Annotated in this window: 21 protein-coding genes and 1 pseudogene; 12 read left to right on the top strand and 10 right to left on the bottom strand. The window is 70.6% G+C overall.

Annotated features, from left to right (window positions below):
• Positions 1–7: 7 nt before the first annotated feature.
• The 5 genes and pseudogenes from ASF45_RS04605 to ASF45_RS04585 form a co-directional block, all read right to left on the bottom strand.
• Positions 8–322 (bottom strand): annotated as a pseudogene (locus ASF45_RS04605) (TRAP transporter large permease subunit); the annotation flags it as partial.
• 240 nt (positions 323–562) lie between these two features.
• Positions 563–1843 carry a TRAP transporter large permease subunit gene (locus ASF45_RS04600; protein ID WP_056657679.1) on the bottom strand — a complete coding sequence of 427 codons (1281 nt, stop codon included), beginning with the start codon at positions 1841–1843 and terminating at the stop codon, positions 563–565.
• A gap of 12 nt (positions 1844–1855) precedes the next feature.
• Positions 1856–2386, bottom strand: coding sequence for a TRAP transporter small permease (locus ASF45_RS04595; protein ID WP_369802098.1), 531 nt, complete (start codon positions 2384–2386; stop codon positions 1856–1858).
• Positions 2387–2390: 4 nt separating this feature from the next.
• The gene (locus ASF45_RS04590; RefSeq protein WP_056657675.1) at positions 2391–2837 is read right to left on the bottom strand and encodes a type II 3-dehydroquinate dehydratase; all 447 of its coding nucleotides are present in this window, start codon (positions 2835–2837) and stop codon (positions 2391–2393) included.
• 28 nt (positions 2838–2865) lie between these two features.
• A complete protein-coding gene (locus ASF45_RS04585) occupies positions 2866–3873 on the bottom strand; it encodes a TRAP transporter substrate-binding protein (protein WP_056657672.1) in 1008 nt (335 codons plus the stop codon).
• A 125-nt stretch (positions 3874–3998) separates the two neighbouring features.
• Here ASF45_RS04585 and ASF45_RS04580 point away from each other — a divergent pair, with 125 nt between their 5' ends.
• From ASF45_RS04580 to ASF45_RS04530, 11 genes are all read left to right on the top strand, one after another.
• Positions 3999–4799 (top strand): IclR family transcriptional regulator, encoded by an 801-nt coding sequence (locus tag ASF45_RS04580; RefSeq protein ID WP_056657669.1) that lies wholly within the window; start codon positions 3999–4001, stop codon positions 4797–4799.
• A 44-nt stretch (positions 4800–4843) separates the two neighbouring features.
• Positions 4844–5260, top strand: a complete 417-nt coding sequence (gene gspG / locus ASF45_RS04575; RefSeq protein ID WP_056657666.1) for a type II secretion system major pseudopilin GspG — start codon at positions 4844–4846, stop codon at positions 5258–5260.
• Positions 5261–5272: 12 nt separating this feature from the next.
• Entirely contained in the window at positions 5273–6466 is a 1194-nt protein-coding gene (locus ASF45_RS04570) for a type II secretion system F family protein (RefSeq protein ID WP_056657664.1), read from the top strand.
• Between the two features lie 73 nt (positions 6467–6539).
• The gene (locus ASF45_RS04565; protein WP_056657661.1) at positions 6540–8228 is read left to right on the top strand and encodes a GspE/PulE family protein; all 1689 of its coding nucleotides are present in this window, start codon (positions 6540–6542) and stop codon (positions 8226–8228) included.
• Complete coding sequence (locus ASF45_RS04560) at positions 8206–9003, top strand: hypothetical protein (RefSeq protein WP_056657658.1); 798 nt, start codon at positions 8206–8208, stop codon at positions 9001–9003. The genes ASF45_RS04565 and ASF45_RS04560 overlap by 23 nt, the downstream gene beginning before the upstream one ends.
• A gap of 1 nt (position 9004) precedes the next feature.
• Positions 9005–9523 carry a PilN domain-containing protein gene (locus ASF45_RS04555; RefSeq protein ID WP_056657655.1) on the top strand — a complete coding sequence of 173 codons (519 nt, stop codon included), beginning with the start codon at positions 9005–9007 and terminating at the stop codon, positions 9521–9523.
• Positions 9520–10005: a hypothetical protein gene (locus tag ASF45_RS35045; RefSeq protein ID WP_056657653.1), complete on the top strand. Its 486-nt coding sequence runs from the start codon at positions 9520–9522 to the stop codon at positions 10003–10005. The genes ASF45_RS04555 and ASF45_RS35045 overlap by 4 nt, the downstream gene beginning before the upstream one ends.
• A gap of 5 nt (positions 10006–10010) precedes the next feature.
• Complete coding sequence (locus tag ASF45_RS04545; protein WP_156472849.1) at positions 10011–10613, top strand: hypothetical protein; 603 nt, start codon at positions 10011–10013, stop codon at positions 10611–10613.
• Positions 10613–12829 carry a secretin N-terminal domain-containing protein gene (locus tag ASF45_RS04540; protein ID WP_056657646.1) on the top strand — a complete coding sequence of 739 codons (2217 nt, stop codon included), beginning with the start codon at positions 10613–10615 and terminating at the stop codon, positions 12827–12829. Before ASF45_RS04545 ends, ASF45_RS04540 begins: the two co-directional genes overlap by 1 nt.
• The gene (locus ASF45_RS04535) at positions 12826–13305 is read left to right on the top strand and encodes a type II secretion system protein (RefSeq protein WP_056657643.1); all 480 of its coding nucleotides are present in this window, start codon (positions 12826–12828) and stop codon (positions 13303–13305) included. Before ASF45_RS04540 ends, ASF45_RS04535 begins: the two co-directional genes overlap by 4 nt.
• The gene (locus ASF45_RS04530; RefSeq protein ID WP_056657640.1) at positions 13305–13694 is read left to right on the top strand and encodes a type II secretion system protein; all 390 of its coding nucleotides are present in this window, start codon (positions 13305–13307) and stop codon (positions 13692–13694) included. The genes ASF45_RS04535 and ASF45_RS04530 overlap by 1 nt, the downstream gene beginning before the upstream one ends.
• Positions 13695–14127: 433 nt before the next feature.
• On the opposite strand, the gene ASF45_RS04520 is transcribed toward ASF45_RS04530, so the two are convergent.
• The 3 genes from ASF45_RS04520 to ASF45_RS04510 form a co-directional block, all read right to left on the bottom strand.
• Complete coding sequence (locus ASF45_RS04520) at positions 14128–15579, bottom strand: ELWxxDGT repeat protein (RefSeq protein ID WP_056657635.1); 1452 nt, start codon at positions 15577–15579, stop codon at positions 14128–14130.
• Between the two features lie 2 nt (positions 15580–15581).
• Complete coding sequence (locus ASF45_RS36255; RefSeq protein ID WP_056657632.1) at positions 15582–16058, bottom strand: ThuA domain-containing protein; 477 nt, start codon at positions 16056–16058, stop codon at positions 15582–15584.
• A 501-nt stretch (positions 16059–16559) separates the two neighbouring features.
• A complete protein-coding gene (locus ASF45_RS04510; protein WP_063887577.1) occupies positions 16560–17525 on the bottom strand; it encodes a ThuA domain-containing protein in 966 nt (321 codons plus the stop codon).
• A 321-nt stretch (positions 17526–17846) separates the two neighbouring features.
• On the opposite strand from ASF45_RS04510, the gene ASF45_RS04505 reads away from it, so the two are divergent.
• Entirely contained in the window at positions 17847–18389 is a 543-nt protein-coding gene (locus tag ASF45_RS04505; RefSeq protein ID WP_082550808.1) for a PEP-CTERM sorting domain-containing protein, read from the top strand.
• A 75-nt stretch (positions 18390–18464) separates the two neighbouring features.
• On the opposite strand, the gene ASF45_RS04500 is transcribed toward ASF45_RS04505, so the two are convergent.
• Positions 18465–19232 (bottom strand): PEP-CTERM sorting domain-containing protein, encoded by a 768-nt coding sequence (locus tag ASF45_RS04500; protein ID WP_056657622.1) that lies wholly within the window; start codon positions 19230–19232, stop codon positions 18465–18467.
• A 67-nt stretch (positions 19233–19299) separates the two neighbouring features.
• Positions 19300–21345: a PQQ-binding-like beta-propeller repeat protein gene (locus ASF45_RS04495; RefSeq protein ID WP_056657619.1), complete on the bottom strand. Its 2046-nt coding sequence runs from the start codon at positions 21343–21345 to the stop codon at positions 19300–19302.
• Positions 21346–21435: the final 90 nt, after the last annotated feature.

The raw sequence follows: 21435 nt of genomic DNA, 5'->3' as shown, positions 1-21435 counted from the left end.
ACCGGAGTCACCCCGCCAGCCAGCGCGCCGGCACCGTGACCAGCGCCGGGAACAGCACCATCACGAACATGATCGCGAACTCCGCCGCCATGAAGGGCAGCACGCCGCGCGTGACATCGTCCATGCGCATGCGCGCCACGCCGGCCATCACGTTGAGCACCGTGCCCACGGGCGGCGTGACCAGGCCGATGGAGTTGTTGATGATGAACATCACGCCGAAGTAGACCGGATCGATGCCTGCCGCCTGCACGCCCGGCATCACGAGCACCATGATGGCGAACAGAAGGGTGCCTTTCGGGAGTTCGGGCAGGCGTTGGGGCAGCAGGTTCAGCCGCTGCAGGGCGTCGTGTCGCGCGGCATTGGTACGGCGCTCTCCGCCATGAACGCCCTGGCGCCGCCACAGCGGTCAGTTTCACGGCAATGAAGTTCCTGTAAGCCCGCGTCATGGGATGGGTTCCTCGGCGATGGCTGGCTGTGCCGTACCACACGACGCTGCCCAGCCGGCCATCGTCAGCGTATGGAAAAAAGGGGGCCGCCAGACGGCCGCCCCTGGCGCGATGCTTCAGCCGCCCAACCAGCGCGCCGGAACGATCACGAGCGCAGGAAACAATACCATCAGGAACATCAGAATGAACTGAGCGACCATGAAGGGCCACACCCCTTTGGTCACCTGGTCCATGCTGATCTTGCCGACGCCGGCCACGGTGTTGAGCACCACGCCCACGGGCGGCGTGATCAGGCCGATGGCGTTGTTCATGATGAATAGCACGCCGAAGTAGACCGGATCGATGCCCGCGGCCTTGACGATGGGCATCAGCACCGGCGTCAGGATCAGGATGGTGGGCGTCATGTCCAGCGCCGTGCCCACGACCATCACCAGCAACATGATGGCGGCCATCAGCACGCGCGGGTTGTCGAGCAGCGGCTGCAGCAACGAGACCACCTGGTCGGGCAGTTGCGCCACCGTGATGAGCCAGGCGCTGACCATGGCGCCGGCCACCAGGAACATGACCACAGCCGTGGTCTTGGAGGCCGCCAGGAACAGGTCGAACAACTGGTTCAGTTTGAGTTCACCGTAGACGAAGATCGATACCACCAGCGCGTACACCGCGGCCACCACCGCGGCCTCGGTCGGCGTGAACACGCCGAACTTCAGGCCGACGATCACGATCACCGGCAGGCCGAGCGCGAACAGCGCGTCCTTGAATGCAAAGAAGATCTCTGCCTTGGTACGGCGCGGCTGCGGCTGCACGTTCTCGCGCCGGCTCAGGATCCACCAGGTCACGCACAACGCCACGCCCAGCAGCAGGCCCGGCACGATGCCGGCCAGGAACAGCTTGGAGATGGACACGTTGGCCGCCACACCGAAGATCACGAAGCCGATGGACGGCGGGATCACGGGCGCGATGATGCTGGCGGCTGACAGCAGGCCGGCCGAGCGCGCCTTGTCGTGCCCGGCGGCCACCATCATGGGCAGCAGCAGCGCCGCCAGCGCGGCGGCGTCGGCCACGGCCGAGCCGGACAGTGCGGCCATCATGATGGCCGCTGCGATGGACACGTAGCCCAGGCCGCCCCGCACGTGGCCGACCATGGTCATGGCGAACTGCACGATGCGGCGCGACAGGCCGCCCGCGTTCATGATTTCGCCGGCCAGCATGAAGAAGGGCACGGCCAGCAGGGGAAAGCTGTTGGCCCCCTCGAGCAGGTTCTGCGCCAGGATCTGGGCGTCGAACATGTCCAGATGCCACATCAACGCCGCACCGCTGGCCAGCAGCGCGTAGGAGATCGGCACGCCAATGGCCATGGCGGCCAGCAGGGCGCCCACGAAAATGAAGATGGTCATGTCGGCAAGTCCTCAGGCTTTCGCGTCGCCGTGAGGCACGTCTTCGTTTTCGGTGATGTTCACGAGTTCAGCCTCGCTCATGCGCCCGGTCACGAGCCGAAACAGCTGCAACAGCAGCACAGGGACGGACAGAACCGAGAACACCAGGCCGCTGGCATAGAAATAGCCCATGGAGGTTTCCATGACGGCACTGGTGGAGGCCCAATTGATCTTCACCTGTTCGTACGAGCCGCGAAAGACCAGCCATGTCAGAAAGAGCATCAGCAGCAGCGTGAGCAGCAGACACACCTTCTTGCCGCCGGGCGGCAGCCTGGAGATCAACGAATCGGTGCCCAGGTGGGCACGTTCGTTCAACGCCACGACAGCGCCCAGGAAGGTCATCCACACGAACAGCCAACGCGACAGTTCTTCGGACAACAGGAGGCCGGAGTTGAAGCCGTACCGCATCACCACGTTGCCGAACACCAGCACCACCATGACGGCCATGCAGATCACCATCAGCCACTGCAAGCCCTTGAAGAGCCAGTCGATCGCGCGCTGCACGATGTCAGGCCTTCTTGATGTTCTGCGCCAGCGCCACCACGCCGCGCAGACCCAGAAGGTACGACATCGGGCCCAGGCCCTGGATCGTGGCCTTCACCGCAGGCGAGATGATGGAATGGGCGCGCCAGGTCTCGCGCGCGGCGATGTTGGACATGTGCACTTCCAGCACCGGGAACGGCATGGCCTTGATCGCATCGTGCAGTGGCACGCCGTGCTGCGTCAGACCGGCCGGGTTGACCAGTGCGCCGGCGGCGGTGTCGATGTGCTCGTGCAGGAAGTCGATCAGCGCGCCCTCGTGGTTGGACTGCAGCGTGGCCAGCTCGACGCCGAGCTCGCCGGCCAGCGCGGCCAGCTGCTCGTTGATCTGCGCCAGCGTGGTGGTGCCGTAGATGTGGGGTTCGCGCCGGCCGAACAGGTTCAGGTTGGGGCCGTGCAGGACGAGGATCTTCATGGGTTCTTGTTCCGAAGCGCTGGACACCTTATTTGCGGACCTTGGCCAGCTCGTCGTTGTAGAGCTTGACGATGGCCGGGTCGTAGCTGGCGGCGAACTTCTCCAGCACCGGCTTGACGACAGCCCCCATGCGCGCCTGCTCGGCCGGCGCGATCGTGTTGTATTGCATGCCCTTGGCCTGCAGTTCGCCCACGGCCTTCTGCGCGGCCGCGCGGCTGACCTGGCGCTGGTAGCCGCGTGCCTCGTTGGCGGCCTCGTTCATGGCCTTTTGCTCGGCCGGGGAGAGCTTGTCCCAGAAGCGCTTGCTGACCAGCACGATGTTGGCCGCGTACACGTGGTTGGTGGCGCTGACGAACTTGTTCACCTCGTAGAACTTGTTCGACAGGATCACGGCGAAGGGGTTCTCCTGCCCGTCGACGGCCTTGGCCTCCAGCGCGCCGTACAGCTCGGCGAAGGGCATGGGCACGGGGTTGGCCTTGAAGGCCTTGAACGATTCGAGGAACACCGGGTTCGGGATCACCCGCAGCTTCAGACCTTCCAGGTCCTCGGCCTTGGTGATGGGCCGCTTGCTGTTGGTCACGTTGCGAAAGCCCAGGTCCCAGTAGCCCAGCGCCACCAGGCCCTTCTCGGGCAGCTTGGCGATCAGCGCCTGGCCCAGCGGGCCGTCCAGCAGCGCATCGGCCTGCTCGAAGGTGGACACCGCGAACGGGAAGTCCACCAGGCCGAACTCCTTGACGATGCCGGCCAGCGAGGTCGTGGCCGGGGCCGACATCTCCTGCACGCCGCCCTGCAGCGCGGACTGCTGCTGCATCTCGTTGCCGAGCTGGTTGGACGGGAATTCCTGCACCTTGAACTTGCCGCCGGTCTTGGCGGCCAGCAGTTCAGAGAAGCGCTTGACCCCGAAGCTCACAGGATGGTCCGTGTTGTTCAGGTGGCCGAACTTGATGGTGCGTTCCTGGATGTCCTGGGCCAGGGCCGCCGTGGCGGACAGGGCAAGCACGGCGGTCGCCAGAGCGCAGCGGATCAGGGGTTTCACGTTGTGTCCTTTGAAGGAATGGGAAGGTGGTGGTCGGTGCCGGAATGGTAAATTTCCAGGAAATCTTTTCCATTAAGGAAAACCCTTCCACAAAGAAAACCGCTTCCGCTCAACAATCCGACCCCATGGCGAGCACGCTGGAACGTTCACTGACCATCCTGGAATACCTGGCCCTGCGGCCGGCGGGCAAGACCTTGTCGACGCTGGCGGACGAGCTGGCCCTGCCGCTGTCGGCCTGCCACCGCCTGCTCGGCGAACTGGTGCGCTGCGGCTATGTGCGGCAGACCCGCGAGCACGGCGACTACACCCTGACCACCAAGCTGGCCGCCCTGGGGCTCAGTTATCTGGGCGGCTCCGGCATTGTCGAGCTCGCCCAGCCCGTCATCGACCGGCTGGCCGAGACCAGCGGCGAGCTGGTGCGCCTGGCCATCGTCGATGGCGACCGGCTGACCTTTGTGGCCAAGGCCCAGGGCGCGCGCTTCGGCCTGCGCTACGACGCCGACATGGGCATCGACGTGCGGCTGTCGTGCAGCGCGGCCGGCCATGCCTGGCTCATGACGCTGTCCGAGGAGCGCGCGCTGGAGCTCATCGTGAGGCAGGGCTTCGGCGTGCCGCAGCACTACGGCCCGCAGGCGCCCGTCGGCTGGAAGGCGGTGGTCGAGATCCTGGAGGAGGACCGGGCCCGCGGCTTCGCGCAGATCCAGGAGATGTACGCGCCCGGCATGAACGCCATGGCCGCGCCCGTGCGCCGGCGCGGAGAGGCCGCCAGCGGTGTGCTCACGATCGCCGGGCCGGCGATCCGCCTGACGCCCGCACGCATGCAGGACCTGGGGGCGCCGCTGCTCGCGGCCGCCGAGGAGCTGGCACTGGCCAGCAGCGGCGCTGCGGTGTTCGCACGTGCACCGGCCCCCGCAGGCACACGCTGACGCCGCGGCCCTTTCCCCAGAAGAACCCAGGAGACCACCGTCCCATGCCCGCCCACCGCCGGCCCCGAGGTTTCACTCTGCTCGAACTGCTCGTGGTCATGGTCATCATCGGCCTGCTGGCCGCCTACGTCGCGCCCCGCTACTTCTCGCAGGTCGGCAAGTCCGAGGTGCGGGCCGCGCAGGCGCAGATCGCCGCGCTGACCAGCGCACTCAACACCTACCGGCTCGACGTGGGCCAGTTCCCCAGCGACGAGCAGGGGCTGGCCGCGCTCACCGCACGGCCCAACGGCGTCACGCGCTGGGACGGGCCCTACCTGCAAAAGGGTGTGCCGCCCGACCCCTGGGGCCGGCCCTACCTGTACAAGTCGCCGGGCCAGCACGGCGAGTTCGACCTGTACTCGCTGGGCAAGGACGGCCAGGCCGGCGGCAGCGGCGACGCCGCCGACGTGACCAGCTGGTAGAGGCGCGGCGCGATGCAGTTCGATGTGCGCGGCTTTCGTCCGGGCGAGGGCGTGGTCCGCCTGGCGGTCGAGGCCGACGACCTGGCCATGGCGACGCAGCGCGCGCGTGCCCAGGGCCTGGCCGTGCTGTCGGCCGCGCCCCGGCGCGCCCTGCCCGGCCTGCCGGCGCTGCGCCTGCAGCGCAGGCCACGCTTTCCGCTGCTGCAGTTCACGCTGGAACTCATGGCCCTGCTGCAGGCCGGCCTGTCGTTGCCCGAGACGCTGGACACGCTGCTGGAGAAGGAAACCCGCAGCGACGTGCGCCCCGTGCTGGCCGCCATGCGTGCGCGCATGTTCGAAGGCCAGTCCTTCTCGCGCGTGCTGGCCGAGCTGCCCCAGGCCTTCCCGGTGCTCTACGTGACCACCGTGCGCGCCTCCGAGCGCAGCGGCGACCTGGTCGAGTCGCTGGCGCGCTATGTCGACTACCACGAGCGGCTGGACTTGGTGCGCAAGAAGGTGGTGTCGGCCTCGATCTACCCGGTCGCGCTGCTGCTGCTGGGCGGCTTGGTGGTGCTGTTCCTGCTGGGCTACGTGGTGCCGCGCTTCTCCAGCATCTACGCCGAATCGGGCCGCGACCTGCCCTGGATGTCCATGCTGCTGCTGCGCTGGGGCCAGGGCATGCAGGCGCACGGCGCGGCCATTGGCGCCACGCTGCTCGCGCTCGCGGTGCTGGCCGCCGCCATGGCGCGCCGGCTGCTGCCGCACGGCGTGGCGCTGCTCACGCGCATCCCGGCCGTGGGCGCACGCCTTGCCACCTACCACCTGGCGCGCTTTTACCGCTCGCTGGGCATGCTGCTGCGCGGCGGCACGCCCATCGTGCCGGCCCTGGGCATGGTGGCCGGCCTGCTGCCGCTGCACATGCAGCAGGGCTTGGTGCGCGCCACGCAGCAGATCCGCGAAGGCATCGTGCTGTCGGACGCCATGGCCGCCGCGGGCCTGACCACGCCCGTGGCCGCGCGCATGCTGCGCGTGGGCGAGAACAGCGGCGACATGGCCGCCATGATGGAGCGCATCGCCGGCTTCCACGACGAGGAGCTCGCGCGCTGGATCGAGTGGTTCACCAAGCTCTTCGAGCCCGTGCTGATGGCCGTGATCGGCGTGGTCATCGGCGCCATCGTGATCCTGATGTACCTGCCGATCTTCGAGCTGGCGGGGAGCCTGGGATGAGCTGGGTGCAGGGTCGTTCCAAGCAAGTGCGCGCGCGCCTGGCGGGACGGGCCGCAGGCCGAAGGCTGCACCCATGAACGCCGCGCTGCCCCTGCCGCCCTTCGCGGCGCGCGAGATCGCGCAGGCGCGCGTGCTGGCCGCCGAGCGCGGCGCCACCGTGGTGCGCATGCTCGAAGAACTGGCCGGCGATGCGCCCGAGCGCTTCGCCGCGCGGCTGGCGGCCAGCCTGCACTACCCGCTGGCACGCATGGCCGACCTGCACGCCTGGCAGCCGGCCTTCGACGCCCTGCCCTTCGCCGACTGCCACGCGCTGCAGATGCTGGCCATGCGCGACGGCAGCGGCGCGTTGCAGCTGGTGCTGGGCGACCCGTTCGACGACACGCGCTGCGCGCGCGCACAGCATGCCCTGGTCCAGCCGGCGCGCTGGGTGCTGGCGCATGCGGGCGACATCGCCGCCCGCCTGGCGCGGCACGAGGAGGGCCTGTCGGCGCTGGAGCAGCTGCAGATCGCCGCCGGCACCGGCGTGGCCCCGGGCAGCGAGGCGGAAGACCTGTCGTTCCAGAGCATCGCCGAGGGCAGCAGCGCCGTGGTGCGCCTGGTGCGCTCCACGCTGTACGACGCGCTCAAGGCCAATGCCTCGGACATCCACCTGGAGACAGGCGCCAGCGGCCTGGCCATCAAGTACCGCATCGACGGCGTGCTGGTGGCCGTGCGCAGCGACGAGGGCATGGAACTGGCCGAGCAGGTGATCTCGCGCATCAAGGTGATGGCGCAGCTGGACATCGCCGAGCGCCGCATCCCGCAGGACGGGCGCTTCACCGTGGCCGTGCGCGGCCGCGAGATCGACCTGCGCGTGTCCATCATGCCGTCCATCTTCGGCGAGGACGCCGTGCTGCGCATCCTGGACAAGCAGCAGCTGGCCGACGCCGCGCGCGGCCTCACGCTGGACAGCCTGGGCTTCTCGGGCGCCGACCGCCGCACCATCCGCCGCCTGGCCGGCGAGCCGCACGGCATGCTGCTCGTGACCGGCCCCACCGGCAGCGGCAAGACCACCACGCTGTACTCCGCGATCTCCGAGATCAACCACGGCCACGAGAAGATCGTGACCATCGAGGACCCGGTGGAGTACCAGCTGCCCGGCGTGCTGCAGATCCCCGTGAACGAGAAGAAGGGGCTGACCTTCGCGCGCGGCCTGCGCTCCATCCTGCGGCACGACCCCGACCGCGTGATGGTCGGCGAGATCCGCGACGCCGAGACCGCGCAGATCGCCATCCAGGCCGCGCTGACCGGCCACCTGGTGTTCACCACCGTGCACGCGAACAACGTGTTCGACGTGCTGGGCCGCTTCGCCCACATGGGCATCGACGCCTACAGCTTCACGGCCGCGCTGAACGGCATCGTGGCGCAGCGTCTGGTCCGCCGCAACTGCCCGCACTGCAGCGTGCCCGTGCAGCCCGGGGCCGAGCAGTTGGCCGATGCCGGCCTGGCCGGGCAGGACCTTTCAGCCTTCCGTTTCATGGCCGGGCGCGGCTGCGGCCAGTGCCGCGCCACCGGCTACCTGGGCCGCGTGGCGATTGCCGAGATCCTGGTGATGACCGACGAACTGGCCGAACTCATCATCACGCGCAAGCCCGTGCGCGTGCTCAAGGAGACTGCGCGCCGCAACGGCACGCGGCTGCTGCGCGACGCCGCGCTCGACCTGTTGCGCGAAGGTGCGACCAGCCTGCAGGAGGTGGACCGTGTCACGACCGCCGTGGCGTGAGCAGGCCGCCGTCTGGCTGGCGCCCTCGCAGGTCGGCCTGGCGCTGCAGCGGCGCGGCTGGCGCAGGCCGGTCGCGCACCACCAGCAGGCCGTGGACGGACCGGACGGCGCCGACGCCGCGCTGCGCGCGCTGGCGCAGCTGGCGACCACGGCCGCACCGCGCCGCGCCCACGCGCGCATCGTGGTCTCCAACCGCTTCGTGCGCACCACGCTGCTGCCCGACGCCCGCGTGCTGCGTGGCACGGCCGAGCGCCGCGTGGCCGCGCGCGAATTGCTGCGCGGCGTGCACGGCGATACCGTCGACGGCTGGGACCTGGCGGTGGACGGCACGGCCGGCCCCGGCATGCCCGCTGCCGCGCTCGACACGGGCTGGCTGCAGCGCCTGCAGCAACAGGCGCTGCAGGCTGGCCTGCGCGCCGTGTCGGTGCGCCCGCTGCTGGCGCTGGCCGCGGCGCAGGCCTGGCCCCGCCTGGCCGGCCGCCACGCCTGGCTGCTGGTCACCGAGGCCGACGGCGCGCTGCTGGCGCGCATCGACCCGGCACAGGGTTGGCAAAGCCTGCGTGCCCTGCCCTTCGACGCCATGCAGGGGCCGGACGCGCTGGCGCCCTGGCTCGCACGCTGCGCACTGCTCGATGGCCTGGAGCCCGCGGACCTGCCACTGGTGCACGTGGCCTGGCAGGGCCTGGCGCCGGCCGAACCGCTGGCACCGCTTGCGCCGCTGGAACTGACCGGCTGGCAGGCACACACCATCGCACTGACGGGCGCGGACATCTGACATGGCACTGCGCGCACCCGAGCTCGAGTTCCTGCCGCCGTCGCCCTGGGCCCGCTGGTGGGGCCACGGCGTGCTGGCCCTCGGCCTGGCGGCCTGCGCGCTGGTCGGGCTGCGCCACGGCCAGGCGGCCGATGCCCAGGCCGCCGCGCTCGCGCGGCTGCAGCCGCAGGCCGGCGCCGCACGCGCGGCGGCACCCGTGCCGCCCGCACTGGCGGCCGAGATCGCGGCCGCGCAGGCGGTGGCGGCCACGCTGGCCGTGCCCTGGGACGCCTGGTTCCGCGCGCTCGAATCGGTCAGCGTGCCCGGCGTGGTGCTGACCGCGCTGCAGCCCGAGGGCGGCAGCCGGCGCGCGCGCGTGGGCGGCCAGGCCACGGAGCTGGCCCAGGTGCTGGCCTACATGGCGCGGCTCGAACAGGCGCCCGGCTTCCGCCAGGTGCTGCTGGTGGACCACGCGCTGCAGGAAGACGCGGGTGCGCAGCCGCTGCGCTTCACGCTGACGGCCGAATGGGAGGCGCCATGACGACGGGCCGCCTGGCACTGGCCGGCGTGCTGCTGCTGGCGTTGGCGGCCGCCGCGGAAGTGGCGTTGGTGGCCCCGCTGCGTGCCGAGCAGGCCGCGCTCGCAGCCGTGGTGCCACCGGCACCGCGGGCCGATGCCGCGCAGGCCGCACCGGCCGCGCAGCTGGCGCAGTTCCACGCCGCATTCCCGCCGCTGGAGGCGCTGGCCGAGGCGCTGGCCGCGCTGGACGGCGCGGCGCGTGAAGCCGGCGTGCCGCTGCGCGCGGCCGAGTACCGGCTGGAGCAACGCGCCGACGATCCGCGTCTGGCCCGCTACCGCATCGCGCTGCGCACCACGGGCGACTACGCGCAGGTGCGCGGCTTCCTGGGCCGCCTGCTGGAGCGCAACACCTTCGTCGCGCTCGACGACGTGCAGTTCCGCCGCGCGGCCGACGCCACGCTCGAGACCGACCTGCGGCTGTCGCTCTACCTGCGCCGCCCGTGAACGCCATGGCCTTGTCGACCCGCCAGCGCTGGATGCTCTACGGTGTGGCCGCCCTGCTCACGGGCGCGGCCATGCTGGCCGTGCAGCCGCAGGAAGAGGCGGGCGAGGCGGCCGCGAGCCTGCCGGCTGCGCGGCCTGCCCGCGCCGTGCCCGCTGGCACCGCGCCGGCCGCGCCAGCCGCCCCGCTGGCCTTGCCGCAGCGCCCCTACGGCGGCGCGGGCCGCAGCCCGTTCGGCGACCCGGCGCTGGCGGCGGCAGCCGCCGCGGCACAGGCCGCCGCTGCCGCGCCACCGCCCACCCCCGTGGACAGCACCGCGGCCGCACCGGCCGCCACGGCCGCGGCACTGCCCTTCCGCTTCCTGGGCCGCTGGACCGAGGACGGCACGAGCACCGTGTTCCTGGCCCAGGGCCAGCGCAAGTTCGCGGCCGTGGCCGGCCGCCAGCTCTCACCCGACTACCTGGTCGAGCACATCGGCGCGCGCGAACTGCGCCTGCTGCATGTGCCGACCGGCACCCGCCAAACGCTGGCCCTGGTGGCCGGCCAGACCGCCAGCGCGCCAGCGGCTGGACCGGCGCCCGCCGCGGCCGACACCGAGGAGCAGAACTAGTGACATCGCCCCACCGCGCCACCCGCGCGCATGCCCCCCAGCCGCACTGGCGCTGGCCTGCCCTGGTGGTGCTGGCACTGCTGGCGGCCTGTGCCTCGCCGCGCGAGGCCTCCGTGCAGTCGGCGCAGCAGCTCATCGCGGCAGGCCAGGTGGAGGCCGGCCTGGCGCAGCTGGAACGCGCGGCGCGCACGCCGCCGCTGGACCCGAACGCCTACAACGCCTACGTGCTGCAACGCGACTCGTTGGTGGGCATGGTCGTGCGCGACGGCGACGCGGCCCGCGCGGCCGGCGCGCTGGACATCGCCGAGGACCGCTACCGCACCGCGCTGCGCATGGACCCGGCCTCGGTGGTGGCGCAGGGCGGCATCCAGGCCGTGCAGGCCGACCGCGCGCACCGCCTGTCCGTGGCCGAGGCCGAGCGCCTGCTGGCCGCGGGCGACCTGGACGGTGCCGACCGCATCGCGCGCAGCGTGCTCGCGCGCGACTCGCGCCAGCGCGGCGCCGAGGCCGTGGTGCGCGGCGTGACCGAGCGGCGCCGGCTGCTGGAGCAGAAGGAGCCGCAGCTGCGCCAGGCCATGGCGCGGCGCCTCACGCTGGAGCTGCGCGACGTGCCGCTGGCCACGATCTTCGAGATCCTGTCCAACCACGGCGGGCTCAACTTCGTGCTGGACAAGGACGTCAAGGGCGACCAGCGCACCACCATCTTCGTGCGCGACACCAGCCTGTCGGACGTGCTGGGCGTGCTGCTGCAGACCAACCAGCTCGAGCGCAAGCTGCTCAACGACAACACGCTGATCGTCTACCCCAACACCCAGGCCAAGCAGCGCGAGTACCAGGAGCTCGTGATGCGCAGCTTCTACCTGGCCAACGCCGACGCCAAGCAGACCGCCGCGATGATCCGCGCGCTGGTCAAGACGCGCGACCTGTTCGTCGACGAGCGGCTGAACCTGGTGATCATGCGCGACACGCCCGAGGCCATCCGCCTGGCCGAGCAGCTGGTGGCCACGCAGGACCTGGGCGAGCCCGAGGTGATGCTCGAGCTGGAGGTGCTGGAGATCGCCTCCAGCGTGGCGCAGGAGATCGGCCTGCGCTTTCCCGAGCAGATCGTCGGCCGCATCCCGGGCACCAACGGCACGACATCGGACGGCCTGGTGCAGCTGGGCAGCGGCGGCCTGCGTGCGTTCACGGCCAACCCGCTGCTGATCCTGAACCTGCGCCAGAGCGACGGCGGCGCCAACCTGCTGGCCAACCCGCGCATCCGCGTGCGCAACCGCGAGAAGGCCAAGGTCCACATCGGCGAGAAGGTGCCCGTGATCACCACCACCTCCACTGCCAACGTGGGCGTGTCCTCGGCCGTGAGCTACCTGGAGACGGGACTGAAGCTGGACGTGGAGCCCAACGTCTACCTGGAGGACGAGGTCGCCATCAAGGTGCAGCTGGAGGTCTCCAACATCCTCTCGCAGCTCAACATCTCGGGCACCGTGGCCTACCGGCTGGGCACGCGCAACGCCAGCACCACGCTGCGCCTGCGCGACGGCGAGACCCAGGTGCTGGCCGGCCTCATCAACAACGAGGACCGCCAGAGCATGGCCAAGCTGCCCGGCGCGGCCGAGCTGCCGGTGCTGGGCCGGCTGTTCCGCAACAACGACCAGACCGTGGCCAAGACCGAGATCGTGCTGCTGGTCACGCCGCGCGTGCTGCGCAACGTGCGCCGGCCCGAAACCGTGGAGAGCCAGTTCGCCTCGGGCACCGAAGCCGTGCCGGGCCGCGTGCCGCTGCGCTTTCGCGATGGCACGGCCATGGGCTTGACGCCGCCGGGCGCGGCGGTCACGGCCACGCCGGCCGGCCGTGCGGCGGCTGCTGCCGCACCGGTGCCCGAGGCGCCGGCCGCGCTCAGCGTGCAGGTGCCGGCGCAGGTCGGCATCGGCGAGGAGTTCAGCGTGCAGCTGGCGCTGCCCGACGGCAACCAGGCCATCACGACACGCGTGCAGCTGCGCTACGACCCTGCCTTGCTGACGCCCGTGGGCGGCACGGCCGATGCCAGCGTGGAGCTGTCCTCCTCGGGCATGGCCGGCGTGGCCACGCCGCCGGCCACGGTGCGCCTGCGCGTGCTGGCCAAGGCGCCAGTGCAGGCCGAGATCGGTTTCGACGTGGCCAGCGCCAACCTGCCGGTGCAGGCGCCGCCGCCGGTGCAGGTCGGGATCGTGCAGCGATGAACCGGCGCCACCGCGGCTTCACGCTCGTCGAACTGACGGTCACCGTGGCCATCGTCGGCGTGCTGGCGGCCATGGCGCTGCCGCTGGCCGAACTGGCCGTGCAACGCACCAAGGAGGCCGAGCTGCGCAGCGCGCTGCGCCAGATCCGCCAGGCCATCGACGACTACAAGCGCGCCACGGAGGCCGGCAGCGTGCCGCGCGCGAGCGATGCCACCGGCTACCCGCCCACGCTGCAGGCGCTGGTGGACGGCGCCACCGACGCGCGCGACCCGCAGGGCCGGCCCCTGCGCTTCCTGCGCCGCGTGCCGCCCGACCCCTTCTTCACGGGCGACGGCAGCGTGCCCGCCGCCCAGACCTGGGGCCTGCGCAGCTACGCCTCGCCGGCCGACCAGCCGCAGCCCGGCAAGGACGTGTACGACGTGCATTCGCTGTCGGACCGCACCGGCCTGAACGGCCGCCCCTACCGGGACTGGTGATGCGCGAGCGGCGTGGATTCACCCTGGTGGAGCTGCTGGTGGTCATGGCCATCCTGGCCACGCTGCTGTCGATCGCAGCGCCGCGCTACTTCGGCGCGGTCGAGCACGCGCGCGAGAACGCGCTGCGCCAGTCGCTGGCGGTCATGCGCGACAACATCGACAAGTTCTACGCCGACACCGGCCGCTACCCGGACGACCTCGCGGAACTGGTGCGCCGGCGCTACCTGCGCGCGCCGCCGGTGGACCCCTACACCGACAGCAGCGAGAGCTGGATCTTCGTGCCGCCGCCGGCCGCCGCCGACGGCCGCGCCGCACCGGGCCGCGTCTACGACGTGCGCAGCGGCGCGCCGGGCAAGACGCGCGGCGGCGTCGAGCTGTCCGCCCTGTGAACCAGCGCGGCTTCACCTACCTGGGCCTGCTGCTGGCCGTGGCGCTGCTGGGCGCGGGCCTGGCGGCCACGGGCAGCCTGTGGAGCGTGCACGCCCAGCGCGAGCGCGAGGCCGAGCTGCTGTTCGCCGGCGACCAGATCCGCGCCGCGATCAAGCGCTACTACGAGGAGGTGCCGCTGGGCCAGCAGCACCGCTTTCCGCAGCGGCTGGACGACCTGCTGCTGGACAAGCGCTGGCCCACCACGCAGCGCCACCTGCGCCGCATCTACCTGGACCCGGTGACGGGCGGCGACTGGGTGCTGGTGCCGGCACCCAGCGGCGGCATCCTGGGCGTGCACAGCCGCTCGACGGCGGTGCCGCTCAAGCGCCAGGGCTTCGGCCGCTTCGACACCGCCTTCGAGGACGCCGCCACCCTGGCCGACTGGCGCTTCGTCTACCGCGTGGCCGAGGAGGAAGGCGCCGAGGCCACACAGCCGGCCGCGCCCGGCGCCTTGCCCACGGTGCCGCTGTCGGCGCTGCCGCAGTTCCGCCCCGCCGGTCCGTCGAGCGCGAGGTAGGTCGCGCCGTCGGCGGCTTCGGCCACGAAGGCGATGCGCTCGCCCAGCGCGACGAAGCCGCGCGGGAAGGCACCGGGTGCACCGGCACGCTCGTCGCGCAGCAGCTGCACGTCCTGCGGCTGTCCGCGCGTCTGCCAGACCTCCATGCCCAGGCGGCCGTCGTCGGCCGCGAACACGACGCGGTCGCCCAGCCGCTTGAAGGCCCAGGCGTTGGAATGGCCGGGGCCGCTGTGGATGTCCGCGAGCAGCCGCGTGCCCGCGGCCGTGCCGTCGCTGACCCAGGGCTCCACGCCGTGCACGCCGTCGTAGGCCGCGAACACCACCCGATCGCCCAGCGCGGTGAGGTGGCTGGGCAGCGCATTGGCGGGGCCGGGGCGGATGTCGGCCACCAGGGCCGTGCCGGCGGCACTGCCGTCGCTGCGCCACAGCTCGATGCCATGGCGGCCGTCGTCGGCCGCGAACCAGAGCCAGCGGCCGGCCTGCACCAGGTGGCGCGGCTGCGCGCTGTCGCGGCCGGGCCGGATGTCGGCCACCAGCTGCGTGCCCGCGGGCGTGCCGTCGCTGCGCCACAGCTCGCGGCCATGGCGGCCGTCGTCGGCCGTGAAGAACAGCGTATCGCCCACGCGCGTGAGCTGCTCGGGGTTGGCATCGCCATCGGCCCGGATGTCCAGCACGCGGCGGGTGCCGGCGGCCGTGCCGTCGCTACGCCACAGCTCGGTGCCGCCTTCGGCGTCGTTGGCGCTGAACAGCAGCGCGCCGCCGACCACCGTGAGCTGGCGCGGCAGGCCGCCCGGCGCGCCGGGGTGGATGTCGGCCACCAGGACCGTGGTCTCGACCGTGCCCTGGGTGCGCCAGAGCTCAAAACCGTGGCGCCCGTCGTCGGCCGAGAAGTACAGCGCGTCGCCGAAGGCCACGAAACCGTTGGGCAGCGAACCCTCGGGGCCCGCGCGCAGATCGGCCACACGCACCGTGCCCTCGGTGCTGCCGTCGCTGCGCCACAGCTCCAGGCCGTGCTGGCCGTCGTCGGCCGCGAAGTAGGCATGGCCGCGCCAGAGCGTGAGCCCGCTCGGGTACGAACCCAGCGGCCCGGGCCGGATGTCGCGCACGAGGCGGCGGCTGCCGTCGCGCGCGTCGACGGCCCACAGCTCCGCGCCATGGCCGCCGTCGCCGGCATCGGCCGCCAGCAGCAGCGTGCCGCCGGGCAGCGTGACCATGCCGCCCGGGTGGCGCAGCGGCACCAGGTCGATCTGCGCCGCCGCGTGCAGCACGGCGAAGCCGGCCGCCAGCACCGCCAGCCGGCGGCGCCAGTTCTGGCCCTGCCCAGCCATGCTCAGCGGCAGAAGGGCACCAGGCCCATGGCCGACTTGATGCCGGCCACGATGTGCTTCTGGAACTCGGCCGCGCCGCGGAAGGTCGAGGTATCGGCTGCGAAGGCGCCGCCGTCGTGGCCCAGCGTGGTCACCCAGGAACGGCCGCCGTCGTAGTACTGGCACCACGACACCGGGTGGAAGCTGCCGTGGCCCGGGTGCGTGCCGCGCTTGGTGGCCAGCGAGTTGGTGTCCACCGTCAGCAGGAACTTCACGTTGGTCGGGAACGGCATCAGCGTGTACCACTCGTCCTTGAAGCCGAAGTTGTCGGGCAGCATCTCGGTCGAGGCGTCGTTCTTGTTGACCACCTGCACCGTGCCGTCCTGGTTGGCGCCGTGATCGTAGAAGTTGGCGTTGCCCAAGAGGCCTTCGTAGTAGGGCCAGTTGTATTCGGTGCCGAAGGCGTTGTGGATGCCCACGAAGCCGCCGCCGCGGCGCATGTACTGGCGCAGCGCGTGGCGCGCGGCGTCCAGCTGCGTGCCGCCGGCCGCGGTCTTGCTGTGGTCCCACGCTGGCGAAGATGATGGCCTTGTAGCCGTTCAGGCTGGTCATGCGGGCCACGTCCTCGGTCCAGTCGGCCTGGATGCCCTCGGCGGCCAGCAGGCGGATCAGCCCGTTTTGCACGGCGTTGGCCGGTGCCAGCGTCGGGTTCAGGCCCGGGCCCAGCGCCGGACCCAGGTTGGCATGGCGCGGGCCGGCCGTGCGCGAGTAGATCAGCACCTTGTTGGGCGTGTTGGCGAATGCGCCCCAATCGTTGTAGCAGTTCGGATTGGTGCCGCGGCAGACCTTGTAGTAGGGGTCGAGGCTGCCGGGTGCGGGGGCGCCGGTCTGGGCCTGGGCGGTACCGGCCAGGAACAGGGCGAAGGCGGCGCCCAGGGCGCGGGTCGTACGGGACATGGTGTTTCCTTGGATCGAAGAGGTGGTGGCCAAGCGGGGCGCGCTCATTTGCAGAAGGGCACCAGGCCCATGGCCGACTTGATGCCGGCGACGACGTGTTTCTGGAATTCGGCAGCGCCCGGGAAGGTGGAGGTGTCCTGCGCGAAGGCGCCGGCGTCGTGGCCCAGCGTGGTCACCCAGGAGCGGCCGCCGTCGTAGTACTGGCACCAGGACACCGGGTGCATCTTTCCGTGGCCTGGGTGCGTGCTGCGCTTGGTGGCCAGCGAGTTGGTGTCCACCACCATCAGGAACTTCACGTTGGTCGGGTACGGCATCAGCGTGTACCACTCGTCCTTGAACGCCCAGCTGGCCGGCAGCATGGAGGTGGAGCTGTCGTTCTTGTTGACCACGCGCACGGTGCCGTTCTGGTTGGCGCCGTGGTCGTAGAAGTTGGCGTTGCCCAGCAGGCCTTCGTAGTAGGGCCAGTTGTATTCGGTGCCGAAGGCGTTGTGGATGCCCACGAAGCCGCCGCCGCGGCGCATGTACTGGCGCAGCGCATGGCGTGCCGCGTCCAGCTGCGTGCCGCCGGCGGCGCTCTTGGCGTGGTCCCAGAGCGCGCTGGCGAAGATGATGGCCTTGTAGCCGTTCAGGCTGGTCATGCGGGCCACGTCCTCGGTCCAGTCGGCCTGGATGCCCTCGGCGGCCAGCAGGCGGACCAGGCCGTTCTGCACCGCGTTGGCGGCTGCCAGCGGCGGGTTCAGGCCAGGGGCCAGGGCCGGGCCGAGGTTGGCGTGGCGCGGGCCGGCGGTGCGCGAGTAGATCAGCACCTTGTTCGGCGTGTTGGCGAACGCGCCCCAGTCGTTGTAGCAATTGGGGTTGGTGCCGCGGCAGGCGTTGTACTGCGTGTCGAGGCTGCCCGGCGCGGGCGCCCCCTGCTGGGCAAAGGCTGCGGGCGCGAGGCCCGCGCCCGCCAGCGCCACGGCGCAGGCGAGCATGCGGCGGCCGCCCTGTCCATCGATTCTTCGATGCATGGAGTTAATCCTTCAGAGAAATGAGAAAACGAAGCTGCGCCGGTGCAATAGGCGAATCAACAGCCTCTGGCATGTGGATCAGGCGCTGTGCAACTTGGCTGGATGAATATGTCTCCCCCTTTCGTTATTCGCCTGATTTCAAGGAATCAAAGCATGTGGAATACTTTTCCAATCCTGTTGCAAAAAGCTGCAACCGTCAAGAGGGGAAGCATGGAAAGATCTTCCATGCCAAATCACTAGACTCGCGTGCCACCAATTTTTTGTGTCTTGACAATGGGTTGGGACGAAGGGGGCTTGTAGATTCAACGACTTGGAGTGTTTATGCGTTTTTCCAGAATGAAAAAGCTGGTCGCCGCTGGATTGCTGGCGGCGGGTGCCGCTGTGGCACAGGCCGGCGTGGTGACCAGCACGCTGGCCGATTTCAGCACCGGCGACAGCGTCTGGGGCTCCTGGCCCCTGAGCCTGAATGTCGGCCAATTCAATTTCTCCACCGCAGGCAATATCCTGTCGGCCACGCTGAGCGGCACCTTCGGCAATGGCTTTTCCAGCACGACGACCGAGGTGTACGTGTATGGCGACGGCGTCGAAGTCGGTTATTGCTCGCTGTGGGACGACTGCTCGACCAACAGCGAGGTGAGTCCGCCCACGGCCTGGAGCTACACCTTCACGGGGGCCGAGCTGGCGCTGTTGCAGGACGGCGCACTGAACCTGTCCGTCAGCAAGGAGTACCTGGGCTACGTGAACCTGGGCAGCCTGACGCTGACCCTGGTCAACGACGTGCCCGAACCGGCCAGCGCCGCCCTGCTGCTGGCCGGCCTGGCCGGCCTGGGCTGGTCGCGCCGCGCACGCCGCCCGCAGGCCTGAAGCACAAGGCCCGGCGGTGCCGGGCCCTCTCTTCGGAACGGCCCCCGCGCCCGCAGGCACGGGGGCCGTCGATGTTCAGACGCGGCGGCGGCGCAGGCCCAGCAGCGCCACCAGGCCCGCGCCGAGCAGCGCCAGGCTGCCTGGCTCGGGCACTTCGCTGGCGCCCTGGGCGCTGGCTTCGGCGCTGGCCGTGCCGGTCAGGTCGTAGTAGCCCAGCTGGCCGGCGAGCAGTGCGACGTCGAAGACCCAGGTGCCGGTGGCCACGGCCAGGCCGCTCACGGCGTCGAACGAGAACAGTTCTGCGTTCAGCGACGTGGCCGCGCTGCCGTCGTAGGCGCCGGCCATCAGCGCCATCATGGCCTGGCCGTAGTCGGCCAGCGGATCGGACGCATCGCCCTGCACCTCGATGCGCCAGCCGATGGTGAACGTGACGGTGCCGTCCTCGGTCAGGCTGAACACGCCGGACTGGTTGGCATAGGCCCGGCTGGTGTGCGAGGACAGGTCGATGGGCAGCAGGTTGGTGCGGGTGGCCTGGGCGTTGCCCTGCAGCGTCTGCGCTCCCGCGGCGGCCGATGCGCCGGCGTAGGGGCTGGACGCCGACAGGGCCTGGCTGGCCCAGCTGCTCCAGTCGTTGGAAGCACTGTCGTAGCCCAACGTGCCACCGCCGGAGGCGGCCTCGGTGTCCAAGCGCTGGTACTGGTCGGTGGTGGACCAGTTCAGCGCGCCGCTGGAAACGCTGTAGCCGAAGCTGGTGGTGTCGAAGCGGGCGACGGCGGCCTGGCTGGCGGCAGCGCCGAGCGTGAGGGCCAGGGCCAGGCCGAGCGAGGTGATGCGGTGGTTCAAGTCATGTCTCCGGTGGGATCAGGAAGGTGCGCCCCACCGCCATCCGGCAGCGGGGCCTCGGGGGCTGTCAGTACACGACGACCTTGCCGGTCGAGCGCGGATCGGTGCAGTCGTTGTAGAAGTACTCGCCGCGTTCGCTGAACGTGTACTGGAACGACTGGCCCGGTGCCAGCGGCCCGGCATTGAACAGGCCTTCGAAGAACTGCGTGGCGCAATGCTGCTTGGCGTTGGTGGCCGGGTTGTGGAAGGTCACCGTGGTGCCCACCGGCACGCGCAGGTGCTGTGGTGCCATCGCGTTCGTGCCGCCGGCTTCGGCGGCGCCCACCTGGCCACCACTCCACTGCCGGGCCAAGGTCACGGTGTTGTTGACCACGCTGCCCTCGACCGCCGCGGCGTTGATCGGCCGGCGGATCACGGGCTTGGTCGGCTCGGCCGCCTGCGGCACGGTGCCGCCGACCTTGAAGGCCCACAGGTGGTCGCCGCGCTGGGCCGAGTCACCATAGGGGATGCCGGTGCCGCCGGCATAGATCGCCATGTACTGCTCGCCGTTGACCTCGTAGGTGATGGGGCTGGCGCTGATGGCCGCGCCGGTCTGGAAGCGCCACAGCTCGCGGCCGTTCAGCGCGTCCATGCCCAGCAGGTTGCCGTCGGGCTGGCCGATGAACAGCAGGTCCGACGCCGTGGTCAGGATGCCGTTGCCGTGGGCCAGCGAGTACGGCATGTCCTTTTTCCAGCGGATCTTGTTGGTGGCCGGGTCGATGGCCACGATGCCGCCCGTCATCTCCGTGCCCAGCGGGCGCAGGCCGTTGCTGGCCTCCGTCAGCGAGTGGGCCGAGCTCACATAGCCGAAGCCGGTGTAGACCAGCTTGGTGCTGTGGCTGAAGGACACATGGCTCCAGTCGCCGCCGCCGCCCTGGCCGGGGATGGACAGCACGGGTTCGTCCCAGTGCGCGGAGTACAGGCAGCCGCGCTTGAAGTTGGGCACGGCGCGGGCCGGGCCACTGTCGGTCACGCACAGCGGCATCCAGGCGTCGCCGCGCGGATAGGGCTGCGTGGGCCAGGTGTTCTGGCGCGCGTCCTGCGGCACGGGCTTCTCGTCGATGCCGACCAGCGGCGTGCCGTCGGTGCGGTCCAGGATGTACCACATGGCCGTCTTGCTGCCATAGATCACGGCCTTGCGCGGCTTGCCCTTGACGGTCACATCCGCCAGCACGGGCGCGTTGACGTTGTCCATGTCCCAGATGTCATGGTGCACGGACTGGAAGTGCCACTTGTAGGCGCCGGTTTTGGCGTCGGTGGCGACGATGGAGTTGGCGAACAGGTTCTGGCCCGGGCGCTGCGAGCCGTCCTGCGATGAGCCGCCGCGCGCGTTGCCGAAGGTCCAGTAGACGAGGTTGAGCTCCGGGTCCACCGCCGGGTGGATCCAGGGCGTGGCGCCGCTCTGCGGGCCGCCGCCCCAGGTGTCGTAGCCGAACTCGCCGGGGCCGGGGATGCCGAAGAAATACCACTTGAGTTCGCCGGTGCCGGCGTCCACGGCCAGCGCGGCGCCGCGCGAGCCGTCGTTGGTGCCCAGGTAGAGCATGCCGTCGTGGTAGACCACGCCGACCTTGGCCACGTTGCCGTAGCCGTTGATCTGCTTTTCCCAGACGACCTGGCCGGTGTCCTTGTTCAGCGCCACCACGGTGTTGCCGGTGGCGATGGTGTAGACCATGCCCTGGCCGATGGCCGGGCCGCGCCGCGTGATGGTGCCCTTGCCCGGGTAGACCCACTTGGTCTGGCCGGTCACGCCGTCGACCGCGTGCAGCTTGCCCAGCGCCGATTCGATGTAGATCACGCCGTCCTTGACGATGGTCGTGCTCTGGTTGGTGCCGGTGGTGATGCCGCCTTCGATCTCGTTGAGCCAGATGGCGCCGAGCTGCTTGACGTTGGCCTTGTTGATCTGGCGCAGTGCCGAGTAGTTCTGGTTGCCCAGGTTGCCGCCGACCTTCTCGACGTCGCGCGTGGTGGCCGTGCAGCAGCCGGGGGACTGGGTCGCGGGCTGGGCCAGCGCCGGCGGCGCCGCCGCCAGGACGCCCAGCGTCATGATCAGGGAAGGTAGAAGCGCAAGGCGCATGCAGGTCTCCGGTGGTTGTGAAAATGGCAGCCAGCGCGACATGCCTGCAGGCGTGCCGCGCCTGGGTGGGTGCCAATGCAGCACCAACCC

Source organism: Pseudorhodoferax sp. Leaf265 (assembly GCF_001422365.1).
Classification (GTDB): Bacteria; Pseudomonadota; Gammaproteobacteria; order Burkholderiales; family Burkholderiaceae_C; genus Pseudorhodoferax.
The sequence above is the reverse complement of the archived record's forward strand: the minus strand, read 5'-3'. Positions and strand labels throughout refer to the sequence as shown.

What these genes read in the sequence shown, in the direction of transcription:
- ASF45_RS04600 (WP_056657679.1), bottom strand. Translation starts at nt 1,843, where the DNA reads ATGACCATCTTCATTTTCGTGGGCGCCCTGCTGGCCGCCATGGCCATT.
- ASF45_RS04590 (WP_056657675.1), bottom strand. Translation starts at nt 2,837, where the DNA reads ATGAAGATCCTCGTCCTGCACGGCCCCAACCTGAACCTGTTCGGCCGG.
- ASF45_RS04580 (WP_056657669.1), top strand. Translation starts at nt 3,999, where the DNA reads ATGGCGAGCACGCTGGAACGTTCACTGACCATCCTGGAATACCTGGCC.
- gspG (WP_056657666.1), top strand. Translation starts at nt 4,844, where the DNA reads ATGCCCGCCCACCGCCGGCCCCGAGGTTTCACTCTGCTCGAACTGCTC.
- ASF45_RS04570 (WP_056657664.1), top strand. Translation starts at nt 5,273, where the DNA reads ATGCAGTTCGATGTGCGCGGCTTTCGTCCGGGCGAGGGCGTGGTCCGC.
- ASF45_RS04565 (WP_056657661.1), top strand. Translation starts at nt 6,540, where the DNA reads ATGAACGCCGCGCTGCCCCTGCCGCCCTTCGCGGCGCGCGAGATCGCG.
- ASF45_RS04555 (WP_056657655.1), top strand. Translation starts at nt 9,005, where the DNA reads ATGGCACTGCGCGCACCCGAGCTCGAGTTCCTGCCGCCGTCGCCCTGG.
- ASF45_RS35045 (WP_056657653.1), top strand. Translation starts at nt 9,520, where the DNA reads ATGACGACGGGCCGCCTGGCACTGGCCGGCGTGCTGCTGCTGGCGTTG.
- ASF45_RS04545 (WP_156472849.1), top strand. Translation starts at nt 10,011, where the DNA reads ATGGCCTTGTCGACCCGCCAGCGCTGGATGCTCTACGGTGTGGCCGCC.
- ASF45_RS04535 (WP_056657643.1), top strand. Translation starts at nt 12,826, where the DNA reads ATGAACCGGCGCCACCGCGGCTTCACGCTCGTCGAACTGACGGTCACC.
- ASF45_RS04530 (WP_056657640.1), top strand. Translation starts at nt 13,305, where the DNA reads ATGCGCGAGCGGCGTGGATTCACCCTGGTGGAGCTGCTGGTGGTCATG.
- ASF45_RS04520 (WP_056657635.1), bottom strand. Translation starts at nt 15,579, where the DNA reads ATGGCTGGGCAGGGCCAGAACTGGCGCCGCCGGCTGGCGGTGCTGGCG.
- ASF45_RS36255 (WP_056657632.1), bottom strand. Translation starts at nt 16,058, where the DNA reads ATGCGCCGCGGCGGCGGCTTCGTGGGCATCCACAACGCCTTCGGCACC.
- ASF45_RS04510 (WP_063887577.1), bottom strand. Translation starts at nt 17,525, where the DNA reads ATGCATCGAAGAATCGATGGACAGGGCGGCCGCCGCATGCTCGCCTGC.
- ASF45_RS04505 (WP_082550808.1), top strand. Translation starts at nt 17,847, where the DNA reads ATGCGTTTTTCCAGAATGAAAAAGCTGGTCGCCGCTGGATTGCTGGCG.
- ASF45_RS04495 (WP_056657619.1), bottom strand. Translation starts at nt 21,345, where the DNA reads ATGCGCCTTGCGCTTCTACCTTCCCTGATCATGACGCTGGGCGTCCTG.